The sequence below is a fragment of the Sphingomonas glaciei genome, assembly GCF_023380025.1.
Lineage (GTDB): Bacteria > Pseudomonadota > Alphaproteobacteria > Sphingomonadales > Sphingomonadaceae > Sphingomicrobium > Sphingomicrobium glaciei.
This window is the reverse complement of record NZ_CP097253.1, coordinates 1,330,859-1,355,641: the sequence shown is the minus strand read 5'-3', so window position 1 is coordinate 1,355,641 and position 24,783 is coordinate 1,330,859. Positions and strand designations below refer to the sequence as shown.

The 24,783-nt window shown below is 66.4% G+C and carries 20 protein-coding genes; 12 read left to right on the top strand and 8 right to left on the bottom strand.

Going from position 1 to position 24,783, the window contains the following annotated elements; translation table 11 throughout:
• Positions 1 to 63: 63 nt before the first annotated feature.
• On the bottom strand, positions 64 to 2,886 hold the full coding sequence (locus M1K48_RS06700) for a TonB-dependent receptor (RefSeq protein ID WP_249505065.1): 2,823 nt from the start codon (positions 2,884 to 2,886) through the stop codon (positions 64 to 66).
• 146 nt (positions 2,887 to 3,032) lie between these two features.
• On the opposite strand from M1K48_RS06700, the gene M1K48_RS06695 reads away from it, so the two are divergent.
• Positions 3,033 to 4,058: a LacI family DNA-binding transcriptional regulator gene (locus tag M1K48_RS06695; RefSeq protein WP_249505064.1), complete on the top strand. Its 1,026-nt coding sequence runs from the start codon at positions 3,033 to 3,035 to the stop codon at positions 4,056 to 4,058.
• A 20-nt stretch (positions 4,059 to 4,078) separates the two neighbouring features.
• On the opposite strand, the gene M1K48_RS06690 is transcribed toward M1K48_RS06695, so the two are convergent.
• Positions 4,079 to 5,368: a sugar MFS transporter gene (locus M1K48_RS06690; protein ID WP_249505063.1), complete on the bottom strand. Its 1,290-nt coding sequence runs from the start codon at positions 5,366 to 5,368 to the stop codon at positions 4,079 to 4,081.
• 140 nt (positions 5,369 to 5,508) lie between these two features.
• Between M1K48_RS06690 and M1K48_RS06685 the strand changes: the two genes are divergently transcribed.
• From M1K48_RS06685 to M1K48_RS06655, 7 genes are all read left to right on the top strand, one after another.
• Entirely contained in the window at positions 5,509 to 7,014 is a 1,506-nt protein-coding gene (locus M1K48_RS06685) for an MFS transporter (protein WP_249505062.1), read from the top strand.
• Positions 7,015 to 7,081: 67 nt separating this feature from the next.
• Positions 7,082 to 7,840, top strand: coding sequence for an inositol monophosphatase family protein (locus M1K48_RS06680; protein WP_249505061.1), 759 nt, complete (start codon positions 7,082 to 7,084; stop codon positions 7,838 to 7,840).
• 65 nt (positions 7,841 to 7,905) lie between these two features.
• Positions 7,906 to 8,964: an ABC transporter ATP-binding protein gene (locus M1K48_RS06675; protein ID WP_249505060.1), complete on the top strand. Its 1,059-nt coding sequence runs from the start codon at positions 7,906 to 7,908 to the stop codon at positions 8,962 to 8,964.
• Positions 8,961 to 9,848 carry a carbohydrate ABC transporter permease gene (locus tag M1K48_RS06670; RefSeq protein ID WP_249505059.1) on the top strand — a complete coding sequence of 296 codons (888 nt, stop codon included), beginning with the start codon at positions 8,961 to 8,963 and terminating at the stop codon, positions 9,846 to 9,848. The genes M1K48_RS06675 and M1K48_RS06670 overlap by 4 nt, the downstream gene beginning before the upstream one ends.
• Complete coding sequence (locus tag M1K48_RS06665) at positions 9,838 to 10,680, top strand: carbohydrate ABC transporter permease (RefSeq protein WP_249505058.1); 843 nt, start codon at positions 9,838 to 9,840, stop codon at positions 10,678 to 10,680. The genes M1K48_RS06670 and M1K48_RS06665 overlap by 11 nt, the downstream gene beginning before the upstream one ends.
• Positions 10,677 to 11,984: an ABC transporter substrate-binding protein gene (locus M1K48_RS06660; RefSeq protein WP_249505057.1), complete on the top strand. Its 1,308-nt coding sequence runs from the start codon at positions 10,677 to 10,679 to the stop codon at positions 11,982 to 11,984. The genes M1K48_RS06665 and M1K48_RS06660 overlap by 4 nt, the downstream gene beginning before the upstream one ends.
• A gap of 138 nt (positions 11,985 to 12,122) precedes the next feature.
• Positions 12,123 to 14,873, top strand: coding sequence for a TonB-dependent receptor (locus M1K48_RS06655; protein WP_249505056.1), 2,751 nt, complete (start codon positions 12,123 to 12,125; stop codon positions 14,871 to 14,873).
• A gap of 40 nt (positions 14,874 to 14,913) precedes the next feature.
• On the opposite strand, the gene M1K48_RS06650 is transcribed toward M1K48_RS06655, so the two are convergent.
• Together M1K48_RS06650 and M1K48_RS06645 are read right to left on the bottom strand one after the other, a co-directional pair.
• The gene (locus M1K48_RS06650) at positions 14,914 to 15,906 is read right to left on the bottom strand and encodes a glycoside hydrolase family 43 protein (protein ID WP_249505055.1); all 993 of its coding nucleotides are present in this window, start codon (positions 15,904 to 15,906) and stop codon (positions 14,914 to 14,916) included.
• A 47-nt stretch (positions 15,907 to 15,953) separates the two neighbouring features.
• Entirely contained in the window at positions 15,954 to 17,387 is a 1,434-nt protein-coding gene (locus tag M1K48_RS06645; RefSeq protein WP_249505054.1) for a glycoside hydrolase family 43 protein, read from the bottom strand.
• Between the two features lie 31 nt (positions 17,388 to 17,418).
• Between M1K48_RS06645 and M1K48_RS06640 the strand changes: the two genes are divergently transcribed.
• Positions 17,419 to 18,456: a glycoside hydrolase family 43 protein gene (locus M1K48_RS06640; protein ID WP_249505053.1), complete on the top strand. Its 1,038-nt coding sequence runs from the start codon at positions 17,419 to 17,421 to the stop codon at positions 18,454 to 18,456.
• Here the strand turns inward: M1K48_RS06640 and M1K48_RS06635 are convergent.
• From M1K48_RS06635 to M1K48_RS06625, 3 genes are read right to left on the bottom strand one after another with little or no spacing between them, the layout of a single operon-like run.
• Positions 18,453 to 19,382, bottom strand: coding sequence for a Gfo/Idh/MocA family protein (locus tag M1K48_RS06635; RefSeq protein WP_249505052.1), 930 nt, complete (start codon positions 19,380 to 19,382; stop codon positions 18,453 to 18,455). The two genes, M1K48_RS06640 and M1K48_RS06635, sit on opposite strands and share 4 nt — an antisense overlap.
• A complete protein-coding gene (locus M1K48_RS06630) occupies positions 19,379 to 20,008 on the bottom strand; it encodes a 2-dehydro-3-deoxy-6-phosphogalactonate aldolase (RefSeq protein ID WP_249505051.1) in 630 nt (209 codons plus the stop codon). The genes M1K48_RS06635 and M1K48_RS06630 overlap by 4 nt, the downstream gene beginning before the upstream one ends.
• Positions 20,005 to 20,886 (bottom strand): 2-dehydro-3-deoxygalactonokinase, encoded by an 882-nt coding sequence (locus M1K48_RS06625; RefSeq protein ID WP_249505050.1) that lies wholly within the window; start codon positions 20,884 to 20,886, stop codon positions 20,005 to 20,007. The genes M1K48_RS06630 and M1K48_RS06625 overlap by 4 nt, the downstream gene beginning before the upstream one ends.
• Positions 20,887 to 20,969: 83 nt before the next feature.
• On the opposite strand from M1K48_RS06625, the gene M1K48_RS06620 reads away from it, so the two are divergent.
• From M1K48_RS06620 to dgoD, 3 genes are read left to right on the top strand one after another with little or no spacing between them, the layout of a single operon-like run.
• Entirely contained in the window at positions 20,970 to 21,884 is a 915-nt protein-coding gene (locus M1K48_RS06620) for an SMP-30/gluconolactonase/LRE family protein (protein WP_249505049.1), read from the top strand.
• 58 nt (positions 21,885 to 21,942) lie between these two features.
• Positions 21,943 to 23,250, top strand: a complete 1,308-nt coding sequence (locus tag M1K48_RS06615; RefSeq protein ID WP_249505048.1) for a family 1 glycosylhydrolase — start codon at positions 21,943 to 21,945, stop codon at positions 23,248 to 23,250.
• Positions 23,247 to 24,404, top strand: a complete 1,158-nt coding sequence (gene dgoD / locus M1K48_RS06610; RefSeq protein WP_249505047.1) for a galactonate dehydratase — start codon at positions 23,247 to 23,249, stop codon at positions 24,402 to 24,404. Before M1K48_RS06615 ends, dgoD begins: the two co-directional genes overlap by 4 nt.
• A gap of 36 nt (positions 24,405 to 24,440) precedes the next feature.
• Here the strand turns inward: dgoD and M1K48_RS06605 are convergent, their stop codons facing one another.
• A complete protein-coding gene (locus M1K48_RS06605; RefSeq protein WP_249505046.1) occupies positions 24,441 to 24,752 on the bottom strand; it encodes a hypothetical protein in 312 nt (103 codons plus the stop codon).
• Between the last annotated feature and the right edge of the window lie 31 nt (positions 24,753 to 24,783).

The following is a 24,783-nucleotide window of genomic DNA, read 5'->3' as shown; positions in this document are numbered from 1 at the left end:
TGTTCCGCCTGTGACGTGGTGACCGGCCGCCGCACGCGACCGGTCCCGACCTGAGGCGCGGCCTTAGAACTTCCAGGTCGCGCCGGCCATGAAGTTGCGGCCGTAGGTGTGGTAGTTGCGGACGCGACGCTCGTCGTCCCCGAAATATTGGATGAAGGGTTCGTCGGTCAGGTTCGACCCCTGCACGTACAACGACAGGCCGTTGAACCCGATGTTGGTCAAGTCGTAGCTAACCTGCGCGTCGAGGATCGTCTCGGGCTTGGCGAACCGCAATTCGCTGGTCAGGCCAAGCGCGAAGCTTTCCGCCAGGAACTTGGACCGGTGGCGGGCACTGACCCGGGCACCGAAGCCTGCGCGCTCGAAGTAGAGCGTGCCGTTCAGAACGCGCCTCGACAGGCCCGGCAGGTCTTCCGGAGCCGATGTGGCGGTGCGACGAACCTTGCTGTCGGTGAACGACGCGCTGCCGATCGCGCCGAAGCCTTCGAGCGCGGGGACGAACGAACCGAACGGCAGCGAAGCCGACAGTTCGAGGCCGTAGATCCGGCCGCCGCGGCCATTGGCGGGAGCGCTGATGAAGCCCTGGCGAAGGACGGGCTGGATCGGCCCCGGCGCGACGATGCCGTTGAAGTCGGTCAGCACGTTCTCGGTGTAAACGTAGTTGAGCAGCTTCTTGTAGTAAGGCGCGACCGCGATGTAGCCGCCGTTGCCGAAGTAGAATTCGTAGGAAGCGTCGACCTGCCAGGCGCGCCACGGGCGCAACTTGGGGTTGCCGCCGCCGCCGGTCCACGGCGAACGGGTGATGTCGGTCGACAACGCATTGGCGGCGACGAAGTTGACGTCGCGGCTGGCGTTCATGTCATCCATGCGGCTGCGCGACAGCACCTTGGCGGCGCCGAAGCGCAGCTTGTGGTTGCGGGCGAGGCCGAGGCTGAGGTTCATGCTCGGCAGCACGTCCCAATATTTGTCGCCATCGAGCCGCGGGGTGATGACCAGCCCGCCCGCGGTGTTGAAGCTGACGACATTGCCCACGCTGCTCTGGTCGGTGTGGACCAGCTGCACGCCGGCATTGCCGGTCAGCTCCATCCCGCCGAGATCGGCGTCGATATTGGCCATCGCATAGGTGTTGAAGATGTCTTCCGACACGTCCCAGCTGGCCTTGGCGCTGCCGAGCAGATCGTTCGGGGTCTGAAAATAGACCCCGTCGGCGATCAGTTGGCGGGCGTCATAGGCGATCGTCGGCCCGAGGCCGAGGAAGCCGAGGTCGGCCGGCGCGACCAGGCGATTGGCCGGGATCGGCAGGATCGCCGGGTAGACGTCCAGCGTCAGGAATTCGCCGGTCTTGGTCTGCGTCTTTTCGCGCGAGGCATAGCGGGCGCCGACGCGGATGTCGGAAATCGGTCCGCCGAACTCGTAGGACGCGGCCAGCTTGATCGCGGCCAGGTCGTCAGTCGACGCCTCGCGGTTGATATAGCCGTCCTGGCTCGCGCACTGGAATCCGAAGGCCTCGGTGCAGTACGGGCCGCCCCAGCCGAGGTTGTCGCCAAGCCGCCACAGATTGGGGTCGGCGTAGTTGAGGCCGCTCGCCACGCTGATGCCGTTCGGGCCCCCCAGCGTATAAGTGATGTTGTCGGTCCGGCCGGTCTGTCCGCGGCCGGTCGAACTGTAGGTTTCGGCCGCGGTGAACTTGCGGTCGGCGCGGCTGTAGCTCGCGTCCAGCTCGAGCCGGAAGCGGTCGGTGAAGCTCGCGACGTTATTGAAGCCGATGGCAAAGGTGTTGACCTTGCGATCGGTGAAGTCGTTGCGCGACTGGGTGCGGATACCGTTCCAGCGACCGCTGGTGACCAGCCCGTCGGCGGTCGTCACCGGGGTGAAGCTGCTGGCGGTGTAGCCGGCGATCTCCTGCCCGCGAAGGGTCTGTTCGTCGTTGAAGCGCGAATAGAAGAGGTCGAGGCGGCTGACCCAATTGTCGACCGGCTTGAACTCCAGCGTCCCGGCAAGGCCGTCGCGGGTCAGCTCGTTCGACTTGACGTAGGGCTTGATGCCCTCGAGCGCGGCGTTGCCGCCGACATTGTTGCCATAGCCCCAGGCCTGGATCCATTGCTCCTGGATCGGCTGCATCATGCGGGCATAGCCGAGCGCCCAGCCGACGGTCCCGGCGTCATTCTGGTCGACCACCGCAATGTTGAAGCGATAGCCCTTGTCCTGCGTGTCGCGGTTGAGGCGGCCCTTGTCGTTGAGCTCGCCGCGCAGGCCGATCGCCACCGTGCGGCGCTTCTGGCTGAGCGGACGGATGGTGAGCAGGTCGATGGTGCCGCCGATCGCCTGGTTGGTGAGCGCCGCGTCGGGCGTCTTGTAGACCACAGCGCCGTTCAGCAGTTCGGACGGGAACTGGTCGAACTCGACCGCGCGATTGCTGTCCGAACTGACCATCTCGCGCCCATTGAGCGTGGTGGTCGTGAAGTCCGGCGATAGGCCGCGCACCGAAAGCTTGTTGGAGCGGCCATCGAAGCGCTGGCTGGTGAGGCCGGGCAGACGCGACAGCGCTTCGCCGATGCTGGCATCGGGCAGCTTGCCGATGTCCTCGGCCGCGATCACTTCGACGATCGAGCTGTTGTTGCGCTTCTGGTTGACCGCATTGCGGATCGAGGCGCGCAGGCCGGTGACGACGATGGTGTCGTCGACCGGTGCGGCGGCAGCCTGTTGTGCCGCGGCGTCGGCCTCGTCCTTGCTCTGGTCGGCGGTTGGTGCCGGCGCGATCGGGGACGGAACCGCCGGATTGCTGGCGGTCGCATCCTGCGCTGCAGCGGGCGTCGCGATCAGTGCGGCGCACAGCGCCAGCGGGCTCGCGGCAAGCCAGAATCGGCGATTGCTCGAAGAATTCGTCATCTGTTGTCACCCCTCCTGGTCGAACGGGCGCGGCGAACAAGCGCGCATCACGTCACCAATCCCGAAAGATTATGCGGGGTTTGGCGGAGTGGCTAGAATGCCGTCCCGCTATACATACGTATTCAGCCCGCTACACTGTGGCCGCAATGACGCAGCGGCGCCCGACATCGTTCGACATCGCGGCCCTGGCGGGTGTTTCGCAGCCGACCGTCAGCCGTGCCTTGTCCGGAAATCCCGCGGTCAGCGCCGAGACTCGGGCCCGGGTCCTCGCTGCCGCCGAACAGCTCCACTACAAGGTTGACAAGAATGCCTCGGGCCTGCGCCGCCAGCAGAGCCGGACGCTCGCGCTGCTGTTCTTCGAGGATCCGACCCCCGACGAAACGCTGATCAATCCCTTCTACCTGTCGATGGTCGGATCGATGGTCCGCGCCTGCGCCGGGCATGGCTACGATCTGCTGATCAGCTTCCAGCAATTGAGCGACGACTGGCACGTCGATTTCGAGGACAGCCGCAAGGCCGACGGCATCATCCTGCTCGGCTATGGCGATTATCTCCAATATCGCCCGCGGCTCGAGGCTCTGGTTCGCCGCGGCACCCATTTCGTCTGCTGGGGCAACCCGCGCGCCAATGAATTCGGGGCGATGATCGGCTCAGACAACCAGGCCGGCGGGCGCGAGGCGACTGCGCATCTGATCGCGCTGGGTCGGCGCCGGATCGGCTTCGTCGGCACCGTCAGCGAAGGCTATCCCGAATTCCTCGATCGCTACCGTGGCTATGTCCAGGCGCATGACGAAGCCAATCTGCCCGCCTTCGACAGGTTGCGGGTCGATGCGGGACCGAGCGAGGAGGAGGGCCGCGCCGCGGTCGCCGAACTCGAACGTCGCGACATTGCCTATGACGCGTTGTTCGCCGCCTCCGACCTTGCCGCGATCGGCGCGATGAAGGCGCTTCAGGAGCGCGGCCGCCAGGTGCCGGGGGACGTCGCGGTGGTCGGTTTCGACGACCTCGCCGCCGCCGGCTATGCCAGTCCGCCGCTCACCACCGTTGCGCAGGACGCCCGCGCCGCCGGCTCGGCGCTGGTCGAAGCGCTGATCGAGCGGATCGAGGGACGCGACGGCGAACCGCGACTGCTTCCCGTAAGCCTCAAGGTGCGCGGCTCAAGCCAGGTCTGACGCATCCGGCAAGCGGGTGCTTACGCCAGGTCTGACGCCGGCCGCCGGGCGTAGAAGCCGTAGCCCGCGATCACCGCATAACAGGCGGTTGGCAGCAGCAGGGCGATCGCCAGGCTACCGCTCGCGTCGGCCAGCATGCCGGTCAGCAGCGGGATGACCGCGCCGCCGAAGATGGCGATATTGATGATCCCCGACCCGTCCGCCGCGCGCGCGCCCAGCTTCTCGCAGGCGAGGCTGAAAATGGTCGGGAACATGATCGAGTTCATCAGGCCGATTGCCAGCAGGCTGTAGGCAGCAACCGCCCCGGTGCTGTTGGTCGAGATCGCGAGCAAGGCGATCGCTCCGATAGCCACGCTTGCGAGGATCAGGCCCGGGCTCATGATCCGGAGGAACCAGCTGCCGATGAAGCGCCCCACCATCGCCCCGCCCCAGTAGAGGAAGATGAGGCTGCCGGCGCCCTGCTCGGAAAGGGCAAGAACGTGCTTTTGCTGCAGATAATTGACGATCAGCGACCCGATCGAGACCTCGGCGCCGACGTAGAGGAAGATGCACAGCGCACCGAAACCGAACCGCTTGCGGCCGAGCAGCGAGAAACCGGCCAGCGGCGAGCTCTTCTCGTGGCTCTCGTTAGGCAGGCGGTTGCGGAACAGGAACACCGCGCCTGCAATGACCAGCAGCGCCACGGCAAGGCCGATGTAGGTGTTGCTGATCGCCTGGGTCTCGGCAGTGCGATAGGCCGCGAGCTCCGCGCCGCTGAAGTCCGACGCGCTGACGCCCGCCAAGCCACCGAGGATCAGCGCCGAGCCGACGATCGGAAACACGGTCGTGCCGAGGCTGTTGAACGCCTGTGCGAAGGTCAGGCGGCTGTGCACCGTCTGCGCCTTGCCGAGCAGGCTGATCAGTGGGTTCGCGACCACTTGCACCACGACGACGCCGCTCGCCAGCACGAAGAGCGCGAACAGGAACAGGCCATAGGTCGCCGTCCGCGAGGCCGGGATGAACAGCAGGCAGCCGGCCATCATCACCAGCAGGCCGGTCATCGCCCCGCGCATGTATCCGATCCGCTTGACCAGCTGCGCCCCCGGTATTCCGATCACCAGATAAGCGGTGAAGAAGCAGAACTGCACCAGCATCGCCTGCGTGTAGTTGAGCGTGAACAGCTCCTTCAGCTTGGGCAGGATGACGTCATTGAGGCTGGTGATGCCGCCGAAGATGAAGAACAAAGCGAAGACGAAATAGCGCAGCTCAGGCGCATCGACGCCGTCTGCGGCTTCGCTGCTGCTGACATCTGCTGGTGCGGCTACGGCCATCCGAACTCCCCTAGGTACTGGCCCGGGACGCTAGCGCCGCCCACGTTCCTGTCACCTGTGAATACCTATTCTGCTGCACTGCACCAAGCATTGGCACTGCCACCCTTTCCTGCTTGTCTGCGCCGCCAGGAGGAGTGTGCATGGATCAGGTGACGGGCCGGCTCGAAAAGCCGCGGCAGAGCTGGGCGGGGCTGTGGAACATCTCGTTCGGCTTCTTCGGGATCCAGATCGGCTTCGCGCTCCAGAATGCGAACATGAGCCGGGTCTTCCAGTCGCTCGGCGCCAGCCTCGACGACCTGCCGGCGCTGTGGGTCGCGGCGCCGCTCACCGGTCTGCTGGTCCAGCCGATCATCGGCTTCATGAGCGATCGGACCTGGCTCGGCCGGTTCGGTCGGCGCCGTCCGTACTTCGTTGCGGGCGCGCTGCTTGCGGCGCTGTCGCTGCTGCTGATGCCGCTCGCTCCCGTGCTGCTGACCGCGGCTGCCCTGCTGTGGATGCTCGATGCCAGCCTCAACATCTCGATGGAGCCGTTCCGCGCCTTCGTCGGCGACCAGCTTCGCCGCGATCAGCATACCGCCGGCTATGCGGTGCAGACCGCCTTCATCGGCGCCGGGGCGGTGATTGGTTCGATCTTCCCCTACCTCCTCGAACATTGGGGCGTCAGCAACGTCGCCGCCGGTGGTGCCATTCCCGACACGGTCAAATGGAGTTTCTGGGCCGGAGGCGCCGCGCTGTTCCTGGCGGTGATGTGGACGGTGCTGACCACCCGCGAATATTCACCGGAGCAGATGCTCAGCTTCGGCGAAGCGCCTGGCCACGCGCTCGACGACAGCCGCGCGGCCCTGGCCAGCCGCTCGATGCTCGTCCCCTTCGTATGGGGCGCGGCGGGCGGGCTGGTGATCGCGCTGGTACCCGAACTCGGGCTCGAGAAAGAGGTTTACCTGCTGGGCGGCTTGCTGGTCGCTTATGGCGCGCTGTCGGCCTTCGCCATCGCCGCCGCTAAGCGCGGCCGCGGCTCAGGGATGCTCGGCAGCCTGGTCGGCGATTTCTCCGGCATGCCGCCGGTGATGAAGCAGCTTGCGCTGGTCCAGTTCTTCAGCTGGTCGGCGCTGTTCATCATGTGGATCAATACCACCCCGGTGGTCGCCCAGAACTTCTTCCGCGCCAGCGACCCCGACAGCGCGCTCTATCAGGAGGCGGGCAATTGGGTCGGCGTGCTGTTCGCCGTCTACAATGGCGTCGCGGCGATCGCTGCGCTGCTGGTCCTGCCCGCGCTGGCGAAGCGGATCGGCAAGGCCCGAACCCATGCCCTGTGCCTCGGCGCCGGGGCTCTCGGCTACGCCAGCTTCTTCCTCCTGCGCGATCCGCAGCACCTGCTGCTGGCCGAGATCGGCGTCGGCATCGCCTGGGCTTCGATCCTCGCCATGCCCTACGCCATCCTCGCCAGCGCGCTGCCGCAGGCCAAGCTCGGCACCTACATGGGGCTGTTCAACATCTTCATCGTCGTGCCCCAGCTGTTGGTGGCGACGGTGATGGGTTCGATCATGAAGGCCTTTTTCCCCGGCGAGCCGATCTGGACCATGGCCTTTGCGGCGGCGGTGATGGGGCTGGCCGCGCTTGCGACGCTGAGGGTCCGGGAGGCCTGACCGGCTGGGCCGAAGGACTTGTGCCAGCCCGCTTCGCGAGAGCGGAGGAGTGGGTTAAGGCCGGCGCATGGCTGACCTTCTTCCCTTCCTCCACCAGCTTTCTGCAACCGCGCGCGCGATGACGCGCGGTGCGGCGGTTCCCGATGCCGACAACAAGGCGGGGGAGGGCGCCTACGATCCGGTCACCGAACTGGACCGCGCGGCGGAGCGGGCGTTGCGGGCGGAAATCGAGGCAGCGCACCCCGAGGACGGGATCGAGGGCGAGGAATATGGCCTCGTCCGCGAGCAATCGTCGCGGCGCTGGCTGCTCGACCCGATCGACGGGACGCGCGCGCTGATTTGCGGCCTGCCGAGCTGGACCACCCTTGTCGCACTGCTGGAGGACGGCGAGCCGATCGCCGGGTTCATCGATGCGCCCGCGCTCGACGAGTTGATGATCGGCATGCCGGGCGCGGCGACCCTCAATGGCCAGCCGGTGCGGGTTTCGAGCTGCACCAGCCTGGCGCAGGCCCGACTGTCGTCGACCGATCCGCATCTCTTTTCCGGCGCCGAGGCCGAAGCCTTCGACCGGGTGCGCCGCTCGGTTCGGCTGACCCGCTACGGGTATGACGCGCTGGCCTATGCGCGGCTGGCTGCCGGGCATCTCGACCTAGTGGTCGAAAGCGGACTGAAGCGGCACGATTGGGCGGCGCTGGTGCCGGTGGTGCGCGGCGCTGGCGGGGTGATTGGCGATTGGCGGGGCGGAACCGACTTTGAGCCGGGCGCGATCGTCGCGGCGGCGACCCCAACGCTGTTTGAGCAGGCGGTGGAGCTGCTTTCCCGATAATGGTTGTTGCAGGGACGTGACTCACCGCTAAGTTGCCCGTCGTGCCAGGTCTTCAGCTTCGCGGCGTGTCAAAGTCGTTTGGGGGAACCCAGGTGCTGGAGGCGGTCGATCTCGACATCGCGCCGCGCGAATTCATCGCCTTCCTTGGGCCTTCGGGGTCGGGCAAGACCACCCTGCTGCGGATCATCGCCGGGCTCGAAACCGCCGACAGCGGGGAGGTGATCTTGGAGGATCGCCGGATCGATACACTCGGCCCGGGCGAGCGCGACGTCGCCATGGTGTTCCAGTCCTACGCGCTCTACCCGCACATGAGCGTGCGCGAGAATATGGCGTTCGGCCTCCGCAACGCCAAGGTCCCGCAAGCCGAGATCGACGCGCTGATCGCCGACGCCGCGCGGGTGTTGGAGATCGAGCCGCTGCTTGATCGCAAGCCGGCACAATTGTCGGGCGGACAGCGCCAGCGGGTCGCGATCGGACGCGCGATCGTCAAGAAGCCGCAACTGTTCCTGCTCGACGAACCCTTGTCCAACCTCGACGCCGCCCTGCGCCTGCGCACTCGGGTCGAACTGGCGCAGCTGCGCGACCGGGTCGACGCGGGCGTCGTCATGGTTACGCATGACCAGGCCGAGGCGATGACGCTGGCCGACCGCATCGTGGTATTCCACGACCGCCAGATCCAGCAGGTCGCAGCGCCGATGGAAATCTATCTGCGGCCGGCCAATCGCTTCGTCGCGCAATTCGTCGGATCGCCGGCGATGACCATGTTGCCGGTGCGGCTGGTCGACGGCGGCGAATATGCGGCGGTGATGTTGGGCGACGGTACGCGAATCGAGACGCAGGTGCCGCGCGCGGGATTGCCGCAAAGCGGTGCGATCGAACTCGGCCTTCGCCCCGAACATGTCCGGGTCGCCCCGGAGGGGGTGGCCGCAGAGGTCGTTCTGGTCGAGCGCCTGGGGGAGCGCAGCCTGGTCTATGCCAAGCTGGCCGACGGCGGTGCTATCACCGGCGAGGATGTCGGCACCACGTCGCTCAAGACGGGCGACCAGATCATGCTGGCGATCGACGGGCAGTCGGCGCATCTGTTCGGGCCCGACGGCAGCGGCTTCCACCGGGCGGCGGAGTGAGCGGGCTCCGGTCCGTCCGCCGCGATCCAGGGCTCGCCTTCGTCGGGCCGTTTCTTCTCATCTATTGCGCGGTCCTGATCCTGCCGACGCTGCACGGCATGTGGCTGTCGCTGCACATCGTCGACATCTGGGGTGATGGCCGGTTCGCGGGCTTGGCCAATTACGGACGATTGCTGGCCGACCCGGTGTTTGGGCAGAGCCTGATCAACACCTTTGTCGTCACCCTGATGGTGGTGCCGATCCTGACCGCGATTGCGCTGGCCCTGGCGCTGGCGCTCAACCGGGCGAGCCGGGGTGCTGCAGTGCTGCGCGGAATCTTCTTCAGTTCGGCGGTGCTGTCGGTCACAATCGTGACCCTGATCTGGCGTTTCATCCTCGCGCCCGACGCCGGTCTGTTGGGCGAGGCGGCGCAGGCGCTGGGGGCCGAGCCGCTACCGTTCCTGTCCTCGCCCAGCCTCGCGCTGTGGGCGCTGGCGATCACCACCATCTGGTGGTCGATCGGGCTGCCGATGCTGCTGTTCCTGGCCGGGCTGCAGCAGGTGCCTGCCGACCTGTACGAGGCGGCGGCGCTGGACCGGGCGAGCCGCTGGCGGACCTTCGCTTCGATCACCGTCCCATCGCTCAAACGCACCACCATCCTGGTCGTGATGCTGCAGACCGCGGCGCAACTGCAGTTGTTCGGACAAGCGCAATTGCTGACCGCGGGCGGTCCGAGCGGAGCATCGCGGACGGTCGTATTGTTCATGAACGAAGTCGCGTTCGGGCGCTGGGAGCTGGGCTATGCGCAGGCCGCCGCCGAAGTGCTGTTCGCGATCATCCTGGTGGTGACGCTGACCCAATATTGGCTGACCGGCCGGGCGGGGGAGGGCGACGGTGGCCGCTGATGCGGTAGCCGCCCGAACGCGCCTGCCGTTGCCGGCAGCGATCGCGCTGGGCATCGGCGCGGCGATCATGCTGGCGCCCTTGCTGTGGACGCTGGCGCTGAGCTTCAAGTCCAACGCGGCGCTGGTCGGCAATAGCGGTGCGGCGCTGTCCCCGCCGTGGACGCTCGAGAATTACGGCGCGATCATGGGCAATGGGCAGACCTTGCGCTGGCTGCTGAACAGCCTGATCGTATCGGCGGGAACGACGCTGGGCGTGCTGATCCTGACCAGCCTGGCCGGCTATGGCTTCGCCCGGCTGGAGTTTCGCGGGCGGCGGCTGCTGTTCCTGTTCGTGCTGATGGGCCTCGCCATTCCAGGGCAAGCGGTGATCCTGTCGCAGCACCAATTGTTCGCCTGGGCCAACCTTCACAACAGCTATCCGGGACTGATCCTGCCCGGCCTGACCACCAGCTTTGGCGTCTTTTTCATGACGCAATATATGCGGGCGATCCCGCGCGAACTGGACGAAGCGGCGCTGCTCGACGGGGCAAGTCACTGGCGCATCTTCACCCGCATCATCCTTCCGCTGACGGTGCCGGCGCAATCGACGCTGGCGGTGTTCACCTTCCTCGGCAGCTGGAACGATTACTGGTGGCCGCTGATCTCGGCCACGCGCAGCGACATGTACACGCTGACGGTGGGACTGGCGGCGGCGCAGATGAATTATGCCCAGACCAGCGGGCTGGGTTTCCTGATGGCGCAGGCGGTGTTCGCCTCGCTTCCGATTTTTATCGTCTACCTCATCTTTCAGAAACAGATCATCGCGGCGATGGCCGGGACGGCACTAAAGTGAGGCGCGCGCTGGTGCTGGCCGCGGCCCTGCTGCTCGGCAGTTGCTCGCCCGACGAGCGCGGGCAGGGGCTCTACATCCAGCGCTTCTTCGGCGAGTGCACCAGCGACCATGGTACCGCGACCGACGTCGCAAAAGCGGAGGGGGAGTGCGGGATCGTCACGACGATGATCAACGCTTTCCGCGCGGCGCATCCGGAGACGCGGGTCAGTCAGAACGTGGTGGCGTGGCCTGGCTATTCGCAGCTGACCGCGCAACTTGCCGCCCGCCAACCCCCCGATCTGGTGACGATGCACAGCGGTATCGTTCCCGATTATGCCGGCAAGGGGCTGCTTGAACCGGTCGAGCCTTACCTGGCAGCGGCCGGGCTGGCGCCGGGCATCTTCACCCCCGCCGCGCGGCAGGGGGTGACGTGGAACGGCCGAATGTACGGCCTGCCGTGGGACACCCACGGCGGGCTGTGGCACATCAACCTGGCGCTGTTCCGCAAGGCCGGGCTGGTCGGTGCGGACGGAAGGCCGATCCTGCCGCGCAGTCCGGAAGAGTTGCTGCGTCAGGGCCGCCAATTCCGCGAGCGGACCGGAAAGCCCTATCTGATCCAGAGCTTGGTCGGCGATCCGGCAGGGGCGGCGCGCATCCTCTACACCTACATGATGGCGCAAGGGTCGCCGCTGTTCAGCGATCCCCGCCACATTCGCCTCAACACGCCCGAAGGCCGACGCGTGGCCGAACTGTTCCGCGAGATCACGCGCGAAGGCATCGGCACCAGCAACATGGATACGCCGGCAGCGATCGCCGCATTCATAAGCGGTGAGGGCGGGGTCTACGCCACCGGAACCTGGATGATCGGCCAGTTCGAAACCGAAGAGAAGACCCGCGGGCGGCCGTTGTTCGAAAGCTATTCGGTGCAGCCCTTCCCGCAACTCTTTGCGCGCAACCTGATGTTCGTGTCAGGGCACGCCTGGGTGGTGCCCAAGCGTGAGCGGACAGCGGCGGAGAAGCAGGCCATCGCCGACTTCTTCCGCTTCATGGCGGCGCGCAACGGCGACTGGGCACGGACCGGGCATCTGCCGGCGGTGCAGGCACAAGTGGATGGTCCGGCGTTCCGATCCCTGCCGCATCGCCAGAACTTTGCAGTGGTCGCGACCATCGGCCGTGCGCTTCCCGACGGGGTGCTTCGGCAGAATGCGATCGAGGGGCTGGTGGGCGAGGAGATGGCGGCGGCGATCACCGGGCAGAAGCCGGTGCCCCAGGCGCTGGCCGATGCCGAGCGACGAGTGAACGAGTTCCTGGCCGAGGTGCAGTAGTCACCTTTCTGCAACAGCGGCCCGACGATACCGAAGTTAACTACCCCTCTCATTGTCGCTGCGGCGAAAGCGGGTGTAGCGTCGCCTCAACAGGGGCGTTTGGGTGTTCCCAGCGCCAGGAGGCCTGGGGAGGAACATATGCGCATCCGGACATTCGCCCTCGCATCTGCGAGCTTTACCGCGTTGGCGGTTGCCGCCCCGGCCGCCGCCCAGCAGCAGCCAGCCGACCCCGCAGTCGAACAGACGGCCGAGGAGTCCGACGCCGCTGCCGCCGAGGACGAGACGATCGTCGTCACCGGCCTTCGCCGCTCGCTCCAGTCGGCGGTCAATCTAAAGCGCAACAGCGAGCAGCAGATCGACGCCATCGTCGCCGAGGATATCGGCAAGCTGCCGGACATCGCCGTGTCAGAAACCGCCGCGCGCATTCCCGGTCTGCAGGTGACCCGCCGCGGGGGCGAAGCCGACACCGTGCTGGTCCGCGGTCTTCCCGACTTCGCGACCACCTACAACGGGCGGGAAATCTTTACCGCCGAAACCCGCGTCGTCGCGCTGCAGGACTTCCCAAGTGCCAACATCGCCGCGCTGGAAGTGTTTAAGACCACCACCGCCAATCTGGTCGAGGCCGGCCTGGCGGGCGAGGTCAACGTCCGCTCGCGGCGACCGTTCGACTTCCAGGGTTTCGAGGTCGCGGGTTCGGCTTGGGGACTGTATACAAAGCAGGCGGGCAAGTGGAATCCGAACGTCAACCTGCTGGTCTCCAATCGTTGGGGCTTCGGTGACGGCGGTGAGATCGGCGTATTGCTGAATTATAGCCGGACCGAGCTCGATTATCTCGACAGCGAACCGAGCAACACCGACTTCATCGCTCCCGGGCCGGCCGGGCGCTTCCCCGACATCCAGCGCTTGTATTATCGCAGCGGCAACCGCGTTCGCCCGTCGATCAACGGGGCGATCCAGCTTAAGGTCTCGCCCGACGTCCAATTCTATGTCGAGGGCCTGTGGCAGGGCTTCCGCAACAAGATCAGCGATCGCCAGTGGGAACAGCCACTGTACGGCGGCACGCTGTCGAACGTCGTGCTGCGCCCCGGCACCGATCTGCTTTCCAGCGGCACCGTCACCAATCCCGGTGGTGACATCTTCAGCTTCCAGGGCGCGACCTACAACAAGACCGACACCTATCAATTCGCCGCCGGCGGAAGCGCCGACCTCGGCCGGTTGAGGCTGACCGCCGACGTCGCCCGCACCCGCTCGACCTTCCGGGGTTCGACGGAGTCGGTCGACACCGTGTTCCGCCCGACCGGAACGTTCAGCGTCAACTTCAACAACGAGGTTCCCGAGTTCAGCTACGGCGCGCTACCCGGCCTCGACAATGTCGCCAACTATCGCTTCCGCGGACTGTACGAAGAAGACCAGAAGTCGCAGGGCGACGACTGGCAGTTCCGGGCCGACGCGCAATATGAGACCGGGTTCGATTTCCTTCCGACCCTTGAGGCGGGTGCGCGCTACACCACCCGCGACGCCGCGCGCCGGTTCGGCAATCGCTACGCCTTCCTGCTTCCGCTCGACATTCCGGCAAGCGCGCTTCCGATCGATTATGCCTTCAACCGGCCGGGCTTTCGCGGGACGGACGTGCAGGGCTTCCGCAGCTGGCTGACCCCGACTTACGGCAGCGTCCGCGACAGCCTTGGTGAGCTGCGGCAGTTCATCATCAGCCGCTGCCCAAGCATCCTGCCGGGCGATCCCGGCAACGGCTGCGCGAGCTACACCCTCGATCCCGTCGCAGCCGATCCGCGCTCGCGCTACACCGCCAGCGAGGACACGCTCGCGGGTTACGTGCAGGGCCGTTTCGCCTTCGGTGAAAATCTCGACGGCGTGATCGGTCTTCGTGCAGTCCGAACCGAAAGCCAGGTCCAAGGCACCAGCCGGATCAACAACGTCTTCACCCCGGTCGACGTCGGGAACAAGTATACCGACTGGCTGCCCAATGCCTCGGTGCGCTGGCGCTTCCTGCCGGGCGCGCAGCTGCGGCTGTCGGCGACCCAGACCCGGACCAAGCCGACCTTCGGCGATCTCAATCCGGCGTCGGATACGGGTGCGCCGACCGGGCAGTGCAATGCCGCGGGTCAGTCGACGACCTCCAACCCGTTCGATTGCGTCCGGCGCGGCGGCGGCGGTAACCCGTTCCTGCAGCCGTTCAATTCGAACAACTATGACGCCAGCCTCGAATATTATTTCGGGCGGGGCGGGCTCGTGGCCGCCGCGGTGTTCCGCCGCGACCTCAAGGGCTTCTTCCAGAACCAGACGCTCCGCTACATCGACCCCAACTTGGGCGCGCTGGAGCTGACCGCGCCGATCAACACCAACGCGGCGCAGATCGATGGTGCCGAGGTGCAATTCTCGAGCTTCTTCGACTGGGGGTTCGTGCCCGGCTTCCTGCGCAACTTCGGCGCGCAGGCCAACCTGACCTATCTCGATACCGAGATTACAGATGGCAACACGATCATCGGTCAGCGGGCGATCTACGGGGTGAGCAAGTGGACCTATAACCTCGTCGGCATGTACGAGAATGCCGGCTTCTCGGCGCGGGTCAGCTACAACAAGCGGGGCAAGTTTCTCGGCTTCATCGACATCCGCGACAACAACAATCCGGCCAACTTCGGCGGCGATTATTACTATCAATATGGCAAGCCGTCGGGCCGTCTCGACCTGTCGGCCAGCTACACGATCAATGACCGCCTGACGGTATTCGGCGACTGGACCAACATCCTCGAGAAGCCGTATCGCGAATATCTGAGCTCGGCCCGCAATGGCGCGGCGCGAGCGGACTACATCCGCTTCCTGCGCTACGACGAGACGACGTTCAGCCTGGGCATTCGCGCCCGCCTCTGATCGCTAGAGAGGGCTCCCGTAGTTTGCGGGAGCCCTCGTCCTAGCGGGCCGGGCGAAGGCTCGGCGCGATGGCGGGGGCGTTATTCTCCCACCCGAACGGTGCGACGTAGAGGAAGCGCTTGCCCTCCCCCTTGCGGCAGCCCTTGGTTGTCGACCAGCCGTGGAAGCTGATGAAGGTGCCGCCGTTGGCGCGGAACACCGACTGATGGCCGGGACCTGACAGGCAGCCTTCCTTGCCGGGGCGCGCATAGCTGTTGAGGATCGGGGTCGCGCCGCCGTCGTTGCAGGGGCCGAGCGGACCCGAACAGCGCCCCCAGTTCATGGCGTAGGGCGAGAGGCGCTGGTCGTCGTTCCAACCGAAATAGCCGCCCGAGTAGAGCATGGCATAACCGTCGGGGACGCGAAGCATGGTCGGCGCTTCGATCACGCGCTGCTCCCACGGGTCTTCGTCGGTCAGGCCGATATCCTTGGGCGCGCCGGCAAGCTTGAGGCCATCAGGGGTGAGCTCGGCTCCCCACAGGCGGCTGCGCTTGCCGATTCGGTTCCCGTCGGCCTTCCAGTAGAGGTAGAGCTTGCCGTCCTTGTCGCGGAACGGGTTGGCGTCGATCGAGCCGCCGAGGTCGAACTGGCAGACCATCGGTTCGGCCGAACGATCGACGAACGGACCGCGCGGCGAGGCGCTGACCGCGACGCCAAGGCATTGCTTGTCCTGGGCGCGGTGATTGGCGGTGTAATAGAGGATGTAATTGGCGCCGACCTTCATCACTTCAGGCGCCCAGGTGAAGCCGGGCTTCACCCACGGGGCGAGGGTCGGCATGGCGTCCTGTTTCTTGCCGGCAGCGTCGCGCACCGGGGTCCAGCTGATGAGGTCGCGGCTGACCGCCATCGGCACGTTCGCGCCGTCGTTGGTGGCGTAGGCGATGAAGCTGCCATTGCCTTCCGCCATGACGAAGGCGTCGGGGAAGTTTTCGCGCAGCACGGGCTCCATGATCGGCTGCTGCTGGGCCGAGGCGGCTGTGCTTGCCAGGATCAACGCAATCAAAGCCAGTCGCCGCACGCTTACTCTCCCCATCGGGTCCGTCATGGGACCAGCGTTACCTCGTCGCCGCTGAACGCCAAGCCAACGGTCATCAAGGCGCGGAACACGTTATAGCCGCCGGTGCCGGGATGAAAGGCGTGGAAAAACAGCCGCGGCTCGCCGTCGATGCCGACCGAGACCGAGGCGTGACCCGGCGCCGACCAGTCGGGATGCGAGCGGAGCAACGGCTGCTCCGCCTTGCGCCACGGCCCGGTGATCCGGTCGGCGACGGCATAGCCGATGCCGTAGCTGGGCGAGGTGAAGTCGTTGCCGGCGTAAAACAGGTAATAGCGGCCGTCGCGGTGGGTAAGGTAGGGCCCTTCGATCAGATGACCTTCCCAGTCGAGATCGTTGGCGAGTAGCAGGTGCCGGTCTCCGACGAGGCTGCGGCCATCGGCGCCGAGCTGCTGGGCGTAGATCGGGGTCGCCATATTTTCGGTGACGTGGGCGGCGAGGCCGCTCGCCTCCAGCGCCGACTTGACCTTGCGCCAATTGGCGAGCGCCGCGCGGATCAGCGGCTGCATCAGGAAGAAGCGCTCCATCGGGCGGCGGGTGTTGGCGAAGGGCTGGATCGCGGCGCAGAAGGCGGCGGTGCGGCGGTCGCCTTCCTCGTCGAACAGGACCGGGATGAGGTCGGGATTCTCGCGCAGCAGGGCGGCGAGCGGGCGCGGCCAGTGGCTGTTGCTGTCCTTCTTCCACAGCAGCCAGGGGGTGCCTTCGGCGTCGACATGGACGTGGCTGTCGATGACCGTGCCGGTCAGCAAGGGTTCGCCATTGTCGGTCCACGGACCGCCGGGATGGGTGGCGCGGGCGAGGCCGATCGACAGGGTGCGATCGGCGGCACGGGCGGTGTAGCTGAGCCAATATTCCTCGCCCACCCGGGCGATTTCGGGCGCCCAGAAGTCACCCACCTTCAGCCCGGCGGCGGTCCAGGCGGGGGTGCGGCCTTTCTCGAACACGAAGCCCTTCGGGTCCCAGGTCTCGAGATCGGTCGAGTGGAGGATGGGAAAGGCGTCGGGCGCGTCGTTGGAGGTGGCGACCAGCCACCAGCCATCGTCGGTGCGCAGAACGGCCGGGTCCCCATAGCCCGACAGGATGCGGGGATGGAGGTTGCCGGTGATCAGCGGCCGCCAGGGCGGGGCGGGATAGTCCTGCGGCGGCTCGGCATGATGAGGGCGGCGAGTGCCGAAGTCGGCGTGCAGCGCATCGAACATCGCGGCAAAGGCTTCGGGCTCGGGTCCTTCGACGCGATAGGAGCGAACGCCGCTGCCGTCACTGGGCGAGACGTTGAGCGCGAAGCCCTCACCCTCCTCGATGGCTTCGACGGCGAAGGTCAGCAGGGGGGTGCCGGGCGAAAAGGCCATACCGTCCACTTCGTTTGATTCCATGAGCTTGGGATCGGGCGCGACCATGGCGGCGGCGATCCTACTAGGCAAGGGCGCGGGGAGGGGCCTAGGCTGGCGGCCGATGAGAATGCTCCTCCCCGGCCTAGCCCTGCTGCTGTCCGCCTGTGCGACGGTGTCACCCCCGGCGAGCTATCAGAATCCCGCAATCGACCAGGACTTTCCCGATCCCGCGGTGGTGCGGGCGCCCGACCGAAGCTTTTACGTCTATGCGACGCAGGGCGGGGAGCCGATGCGCAACATCCAGGCGGCGCGGTCGAGCGATCTGGTCACCTGGACGCAACTGCCCGACGTCCTGCCAGTCAAGCCGGCGTGGGCCAGCCGGACGCAGGATTTCTGGGCGCCCGACGTGTATCGTCGCGGCGACCGCTGGTTGCTCTTTTATTCGGCCAAACCCGACGCGGCCCTGAGCGACGACAAGCGCGGCTTGTGCCTGGCGGTGGCGAGCGCAAGCAGGCCGGAAGGGCCGTTCACCGACATGGGCAAGCCATTGCTGTGCGGCGAAGGGTTCGTGAACATCGACCCGTTCGTGTTCGACGATCCAGCGACGGGCAAGACCTTGCTTTACTGGGGCTCGGGCTTCGAGCCGATCAAGGTGCAGGAGCTTGGGGCCGACGGCATGTCCTTCGCGCCGGGCAGCACGCCGGTCGAGCTGGTGCCGGTGATCAGGACCGAGGATGCGCGCGAGTATCGCCGGCTGGTCGAGGGCGCGTGGGTGACGGTCCGCGACGGCTGGTATTACCTGTTCTTCTCGGGCGACAATTGCTGCGGACCCAAGGCGCATTATGCGACCATGGTGGCGCGCAGCCGGTCGGCGACCGGACCGTTCGAGGTTCGGACAAGGCCGCTCTACCTGGTGCTGGAGGCCAATGAGCGATGGGTGGCGCCGGGGCACAACAGCGTCATCCGCGACGATGCGGGAACCGACTGGATCCTCTACCATGGGGTCGACGCGCGGCGCCCGCGGACCAAGCCCGCCGATGACGTGAATACTCGGCGGGTGATGCTGATGGATCGGCTGGAGTGGCGCGGCGGCTGGCCGGAAATTGCCGGCAAGAGCCCGACCAGTTCGGCGCAGCCGGCGCCAGTGATTCGGCGCTAGACTGTCACTGCCTCCACCGTCTCGCGCTTGCCGACCAGCAATGAGTCAGCGACCAGGCGAAGGGGTTCGACGTCGACCAGACTTTCCCGGCAGTCGATCAGTTGGGCGAAGCGGGCGTAGAGATCGGGATATTCGCCGATCCCGCTGGTCGCCACCTCGTCACCGTTGAGCAGCAGCCGAGCGCCGCCATCGAGCAATTGCAGGCGCGAGCCGTCGGCGGTCTCGATGTCGATGGTCCATTCTTCGCCGTCGGTCTTGCGCCAGTCGAGGCTGGCGCTGAGCGGGCCGTCGGCCGCGGGCGAGGTGAAGCTGAGCTCGGCCGCGATCGGGGTGTGGGCGTTGGCGGGGAAGAACAATGTCCCTTCGCGTACGAACAGCGGCGCGGGGAGGATGGCGGTGGCGACCGAGAAGGCGTTGATGCCCGGGTCGAACACGCCAAAACCGCCGGGCTCGAACACCCATTGCTGGCCCGGGTGCCACTTGTGGACATCCTCGTGCCAGGTGATCTTCATCGAGCGGATGCGGGCGTCGGCCAGCAGCTTCTTCGCCGCCGCGACGCCGCCGTTATGCTGGGCGTGCCAAGTGGTGAACAGGGTGGTGCCGGCAGCCTCGGCCAGGCGCCGCAATTCCTCGATCTCGCCCAGCGTGGCGCAGGGCGGCTTTTCCAGCAGCAGGTGAAGCCCGCGCGCGATGCAGGTGCGGGCGATGTCGAAGCGCGGCCTCGGCGGGGTGGTGATCGCCGCCGCTTGCAGGTCGGGCACGGCGGCAAGCAAGTCCTCGGCGGAGGTGAAATTTGGCGCGGGACCCTTGCCCTGGCGACTGACGCTGCCGGCAAGCTCGAAGCGGGGGTTGCCGGCGATGGCGGGGACGTGCTGGTCCTCGGCGATCTTACCGAAGCCGATGATGGCGGTGCGGATCGGCTTCATGCCTGGCACCCGGCGACATAGGCCTTGGCGCGTGCATGGACGTCGTCGGCGCTGCGGCCGGGGGCGTAGAGGCCCGAGCCGAGGCCGAAGCCGTTGGCACCCGCGTCGAGCCACGGCCGCATGTTGTCGGGCTGGACGCCGCCGACGACCAGTACCGGGACTTTGCGCGGCAGCACCGCGCGCTGTGCCTTGAGGATCGCGGGGGTAGCGCCTTCGGCCGGGAACAGCTTCAGCGCCTGGGCGCCGGCGTCGAGCGCAACAAAGGCTTCGGTCGGGGTGAAGTAGCCAGGCGCGGCGACCATCTCGGCCTGCACCGCGGCGGAGATGACCTGGGCGTTAGTGTTGGGCGCGACGATCAACCGGCCGCCCGCGTCCTTGACCCGTGCGACGCTCAAGGTGTCGAGCACGGTGCCGGCGCCGACCAGCGCGCGGTCGCCGATCGCCTTGGCCAGGCGGTCGATGCTCTCGAACGGGTGGGGGCTGTTGAGGGGCACCTCGATGATGCGGATCCCGCCGGCCAGGATCGCCTCGCCGATCGCGACGACCTCGTCAGGGGTGACGCCGCGGATGATCGCGATCAGCGGGCACTCGGCCAGGTAGCGGGTGAAGTCCTCTTCGGCGGTCATGACAGTCGCTCCACGATGGCGTTGGTTCCGGCAAGAAAGGCTTCTTCGCCGTCGACCTGGCGATTGGGCCGGCCGAACTGGGTCAGGGCCGCCGCATAGAGCTGGGTAAGGGCGCCGCGACCCATGACGATCACCTCGCCCTGAGGCATGCCGTTCAACCCGGTGCGAACGTCGGCCCCGATCAGGAGGCCGCTGACGAAGCTCGCTACGTCCGCCTCGACGAGGCTACCGAGCAGTACGCGCGCCCGCACGGTGAACAGGTCGGCGGTGACCGCCCGCCCTTCAAGGCCGCGGGCGACCCCTTCGGCGAAGACCTTGCCCGGGTGGGCCGGCTTTTCGAGCCACGCCTTGAGCAGGCTTTGCGCTTTCAGGATGGAGAACATCTCCCCGGTCATGACCGTGCGGAACCAGACCAGGTTCCCGCCTTGCATAAGCGCCCATTTGTTGTGCGTGCCGGGGTGACAGATCAGGCCGTCGGGCGGACACAGGCCGGCCGCGACCGCGCCGAAGAACTGGGTTTCCTCGCCGCGCATGACGTCGCCGCGCAGGCCGTCGACGAACGAGGCGCCGGGGACGATGAAGGCACGGGCCTCGGGCACTTCGATCAGCGAGGCGGCGAGGGTGGCGAGATCGAGCGGGCAGGGGATGTAGGGCGCCGGCACCCACCCGCCGCGGGCGCCGACCATGCCCGCCATCAGCAACGGCAGGTCGCCGAGACGCTCGCGGATGGTGGCGACCTCGGCCGGGAAGCCGCCGGGGGGAACGCTGGTGAAGCCGAGGTCGTCGGCGAATTCCTGTTCGACCGCGCCGTTCACCACCCGCCAGGCGCGGCGATTGGTGGTGCCCCAGTCGACCGCAATATATCCGTCTGTCCACATCCCCGTGCTCATGCCAACAAAAGCGACAAAGGGCGACAAGGGTCCTACCCAAGTGCGCTCACCACTGTATTTTGGGCGGTGCGATGGAAGTCACCTGCATAGCCGACGTCAAAGCGCTGCTGGGCGAGGGACCGCATTGGGACCCCGAGCGTCAGCAACTTACCTTTGTCGACATCAAGGGCCGGCGACTCTTCCGCTGGAGCGGCGAACACGAGGGCAGGAACCTGCTGGGAGGCGTCGTGAGCTGGAGCCGGAGCCATAGCGAACTTAAGGAAGTCAGCACGCCGTTCCGGATCGGCAGCCTGATCCCGCGGGCCAGCGGCGGTTATATCGCCGGGACCGAGCACGGCATCGCGCACGTCGACCACGACCTCGAGCGGTTCGAACTGCTGTTCGATCCCGAGGAGGACCGGGAGACCAATCGCTTCAACGATGCCAAGGTCGATCGCAACGGACGGCTGTTCGCGGGGACCATGGACGACGAGGAGAAGCAGGCCAGCGGCGCCTTCTACCGGATCGACAAGAGCCTTGCCTGCACCCGCATCGACGATGGCTTCCGGGTCACCAACGGGCCGGCGTTCAGCCCCGATGGCAAGACCATGTACGCCAACGACAGCGCGCTGCAGGTCACCTATCGCTATGACCTAGCGCCCGATGGCACCCCGCTCAACAAGCTGGAGCTTGCCCGCTACGGCGAGGGCGAGGGCTATCCCGACGGGATGACGATCGATGCCGAGGGTTGCCTGTGGATCGCCTTCTGGGACGGCTGGTGCCTGCGCCGGCTGTCGCCCAAGGGTGAGCGTCTGCAGGAGCTCCGCGTGCCGGTGCAGCGGCCGACCAGTTGTGCGTTCGGCGGCGGCTCGCTCGACCGTCTTTTCATCACTTCCGCCCGCATCGGGCTCGACGCGGAGCAACTCGCTTCGCAACCTTATGCCGGCGGACTGTTTATGACGGTACCCGGCGTCGTCGGTCTGGCGGAGCAACCGTTCGCGGGCTGAACCCGCTCAGCGTTATTCGACCTGCCGTATTTGCCAGGAGGCAACAATCGCCAATTTCATGTTTGCCACGGGGATCGAGAACAGCATCCCCACGATCAACGGCGGTAAGACCCGCGTCGATCAGATGGAGGCCTCGGACCATTATCGCCGCTGGCGCGAGGATTTCGACTGTGTCGAGGATCTGGGGATCCACTACCTCCGTTTCGGGCCGCCGATCCACAAGACCTTCCTCGGGCCGGGCAAATATGACTGGGAGTTCGCCGATCTTACGCTGAACGACCTCAAGCGGCGCGACATCACCCCGATCGTCGACCTGTGCCACTTCGGCGTGCCGGACTGGATCGGCAATTTCCAGAACCCCGATTTCAGCCAGCAATTCGCCAATTACGCCGCAGACTTCGCCGAACGCTATCCGTGGATCCAGCTTTACACGCCGGTGAACGAGATGTTTATCTGCGCCGCGTTCAGCGCCAAATATGGCTGGTGGAACGAGCAGCTGAAGACCGACCTCGGCTTCGTCACCGCGATCAAGCACATCGTGAAGGCCAATGTGCTGGCGATGGTGGAGATCCTGAAGCGGCGCCCCGACGCTATCTTCATCCAGTCAGAATCATCCGAATATTTCCATGCCGACAGCCCGGCCGCGATCGGTCCGGCCGAAGTGCTCAACAGCCGCCGCTTCCTGACGCTCGACCTCAATTACGGGCGGCGGGTCGACAGCGAGATGTACGAATATCTGATGGATAACGGGATGACCCGGGAGGAATATCATTTCTTCCTCGGCAACCGGCTGAAGCAGCACTGCATCCTCGGCAACGATTATTACTGGACCAATGAGCACCGGGTCCACGCCAACGGGCGGACCGAGGCGGCAGGCGAGACTTTCGGTTATTGCGAGATCACCCGGCAATATCACAATCGCTACCGCCTCCCGATCATGCACACCGAGACCAACCTGCGCGAAGGTCCGACCGGCCAGGAAGCGGTGCAGTGGCTGTGGAAGGAATGGGCCAATGTGCTGCGGCTGCGCAACGTCGGCATCCCCACCGTCGGCTTCACCTGGTATTCGCTGACCGACCAGGTTGACTGGGACACCGCGCTGCGTGAGCAGAACGGCAACGTTAATCCGCTCGGCCTGTATGATCTCAACCGTAACATCCGCAACGTCGGCAAGGCATACAAGCAGCTGATCAAGGACTGGCGCGATGTGCTTCCCGCTTCGTCGGTGTGCCTGGCAGTGCCGGTCAAGCCGCTCGGCCAGGATTGCTGGCCGCCACGCGACACTCCTTCGGGCGAGCGGGTCGAGCCGGAGAACAAGGGCTTGGCGCTGGGCAACCAGTCGCAACAGACGCCGGAGGCGGCATGATGGCCCTTCCCGAACTGAAGATCGGCCGGATCGAGACCTTCCTGGTACCGCCGCGCTGGCTGTTCGTGCGGGTCGAAACGGTCGACGGTGCGCATGGCTGGGGCGAGGCGAGTCTCGAGGGCCATGCGGAAGCGGTGAACGGCGCGTTCGAGGCGATCCGCGACCGCTTCATCGGGCATGACGCGCGGCGTATCGAGGATATTTGGCAGATCGCCTATCGCGGCGGCTTCTATCGCGGCGGCGCGGTGCTGATGAGCGCGCTGTCGGGGTTCGACCAGGCGCTGTGGGACCTCAAGGGCCGCGCGCTTGGCGTCCCGGCGTGGGAGCTGATGGGTGGCAGGGTGCGCGACAGGATCCGGGCCTATGCCTGGATCGGCGGCGACCGCCCACACGAGATCGCCGACGCCGCCAAGGCGCGCAAGGCGCAGGGATTCAGCGCGGTCAAGATGAACGCCACCGCCGACCTCGACTGGATCGGCACCCCACGCCTGTTCGACGAGGTGATCGAGCGGGTGCAGGCGGCGCAGGCGGCCGGGCTCGACGTCGGGCTCGATTTCCACGGCCGCGTGCACCGGCCGATGGCCAAGCAGCTGGCGAAGGTGCTGGAACCGCTCGGCCTGCTTTTCATCGAAGAACCGCTTCTCAGCGAGAACCCCGAGGGCCTCGCCGACATCGCCGCATTGGTCTCGACCCCGATCGCGCTCGGCGAGCGGCTCTATTCGCGCTGGGACTTCAAGCCGTTCTTCGAACGCGGTGCGGTGGATATCATCCAGCCCGACCTCAGCCACGCCGGCGGAATCTCGGAATGCCGACGGATCGCAGCGATGGCCGAGGCCTATGACGTGGCGGTGGCGCCGCATTGCCCGCTGGGACCGCTGGCGCTCGCCGCCTGCCTCCAGCTTTCCGCCAACGCGCCCAATGTCGCGATCCAGGAGATGAGCCTCGGCATCCATTACAACGTCGGCCACGACCTGCTGGAGTTCGTCACCGATCCGGAGGTGCTGACCCCGGTCGATGGCTATCTGCCGATCCCGCAGGGTGCGGGCCTCGGCGTGACGATCGACGAAGCCAAGGTGCGCGAAGTGGCCAAGGAAGGCCATCGCTGGCGCAACCCGATCTGGCGCCACAAGGACGGCAGCTTCGCGGAATGGTGAGGTTTTCGTCCCGGCCGTGACCGGGACGAGCCGGGTTCAGGCGGCCTGGCGCTTTGCCCTTGCCGCCTGCTCGAACGGCACCTCGTCGAGCTGGGCAGCGATGGCGGCGATCGCCTCGCCGGCTGCGGCGTCGGCGCTGTACTTGGCGTCGGCGGCCTGCTCCTCGGCGGTCAGCTCACGCCAGTAGCTGATCGACAGGCGGCGACCGAACACGTCGTCGCCGCGCATCTTGAGCTCGGGCTCGGCCGTTTCGGGCAGGCTGTCGCGAATAGCGTTCAACGTGGTGATCAACCGGTCGAGCGAGGTGTACTCGCTGACCTCGATATAGTCTTTAACCCGTGTGCGCATGATCGCATCCCTCCCCGGAGCGGGGCTGTTG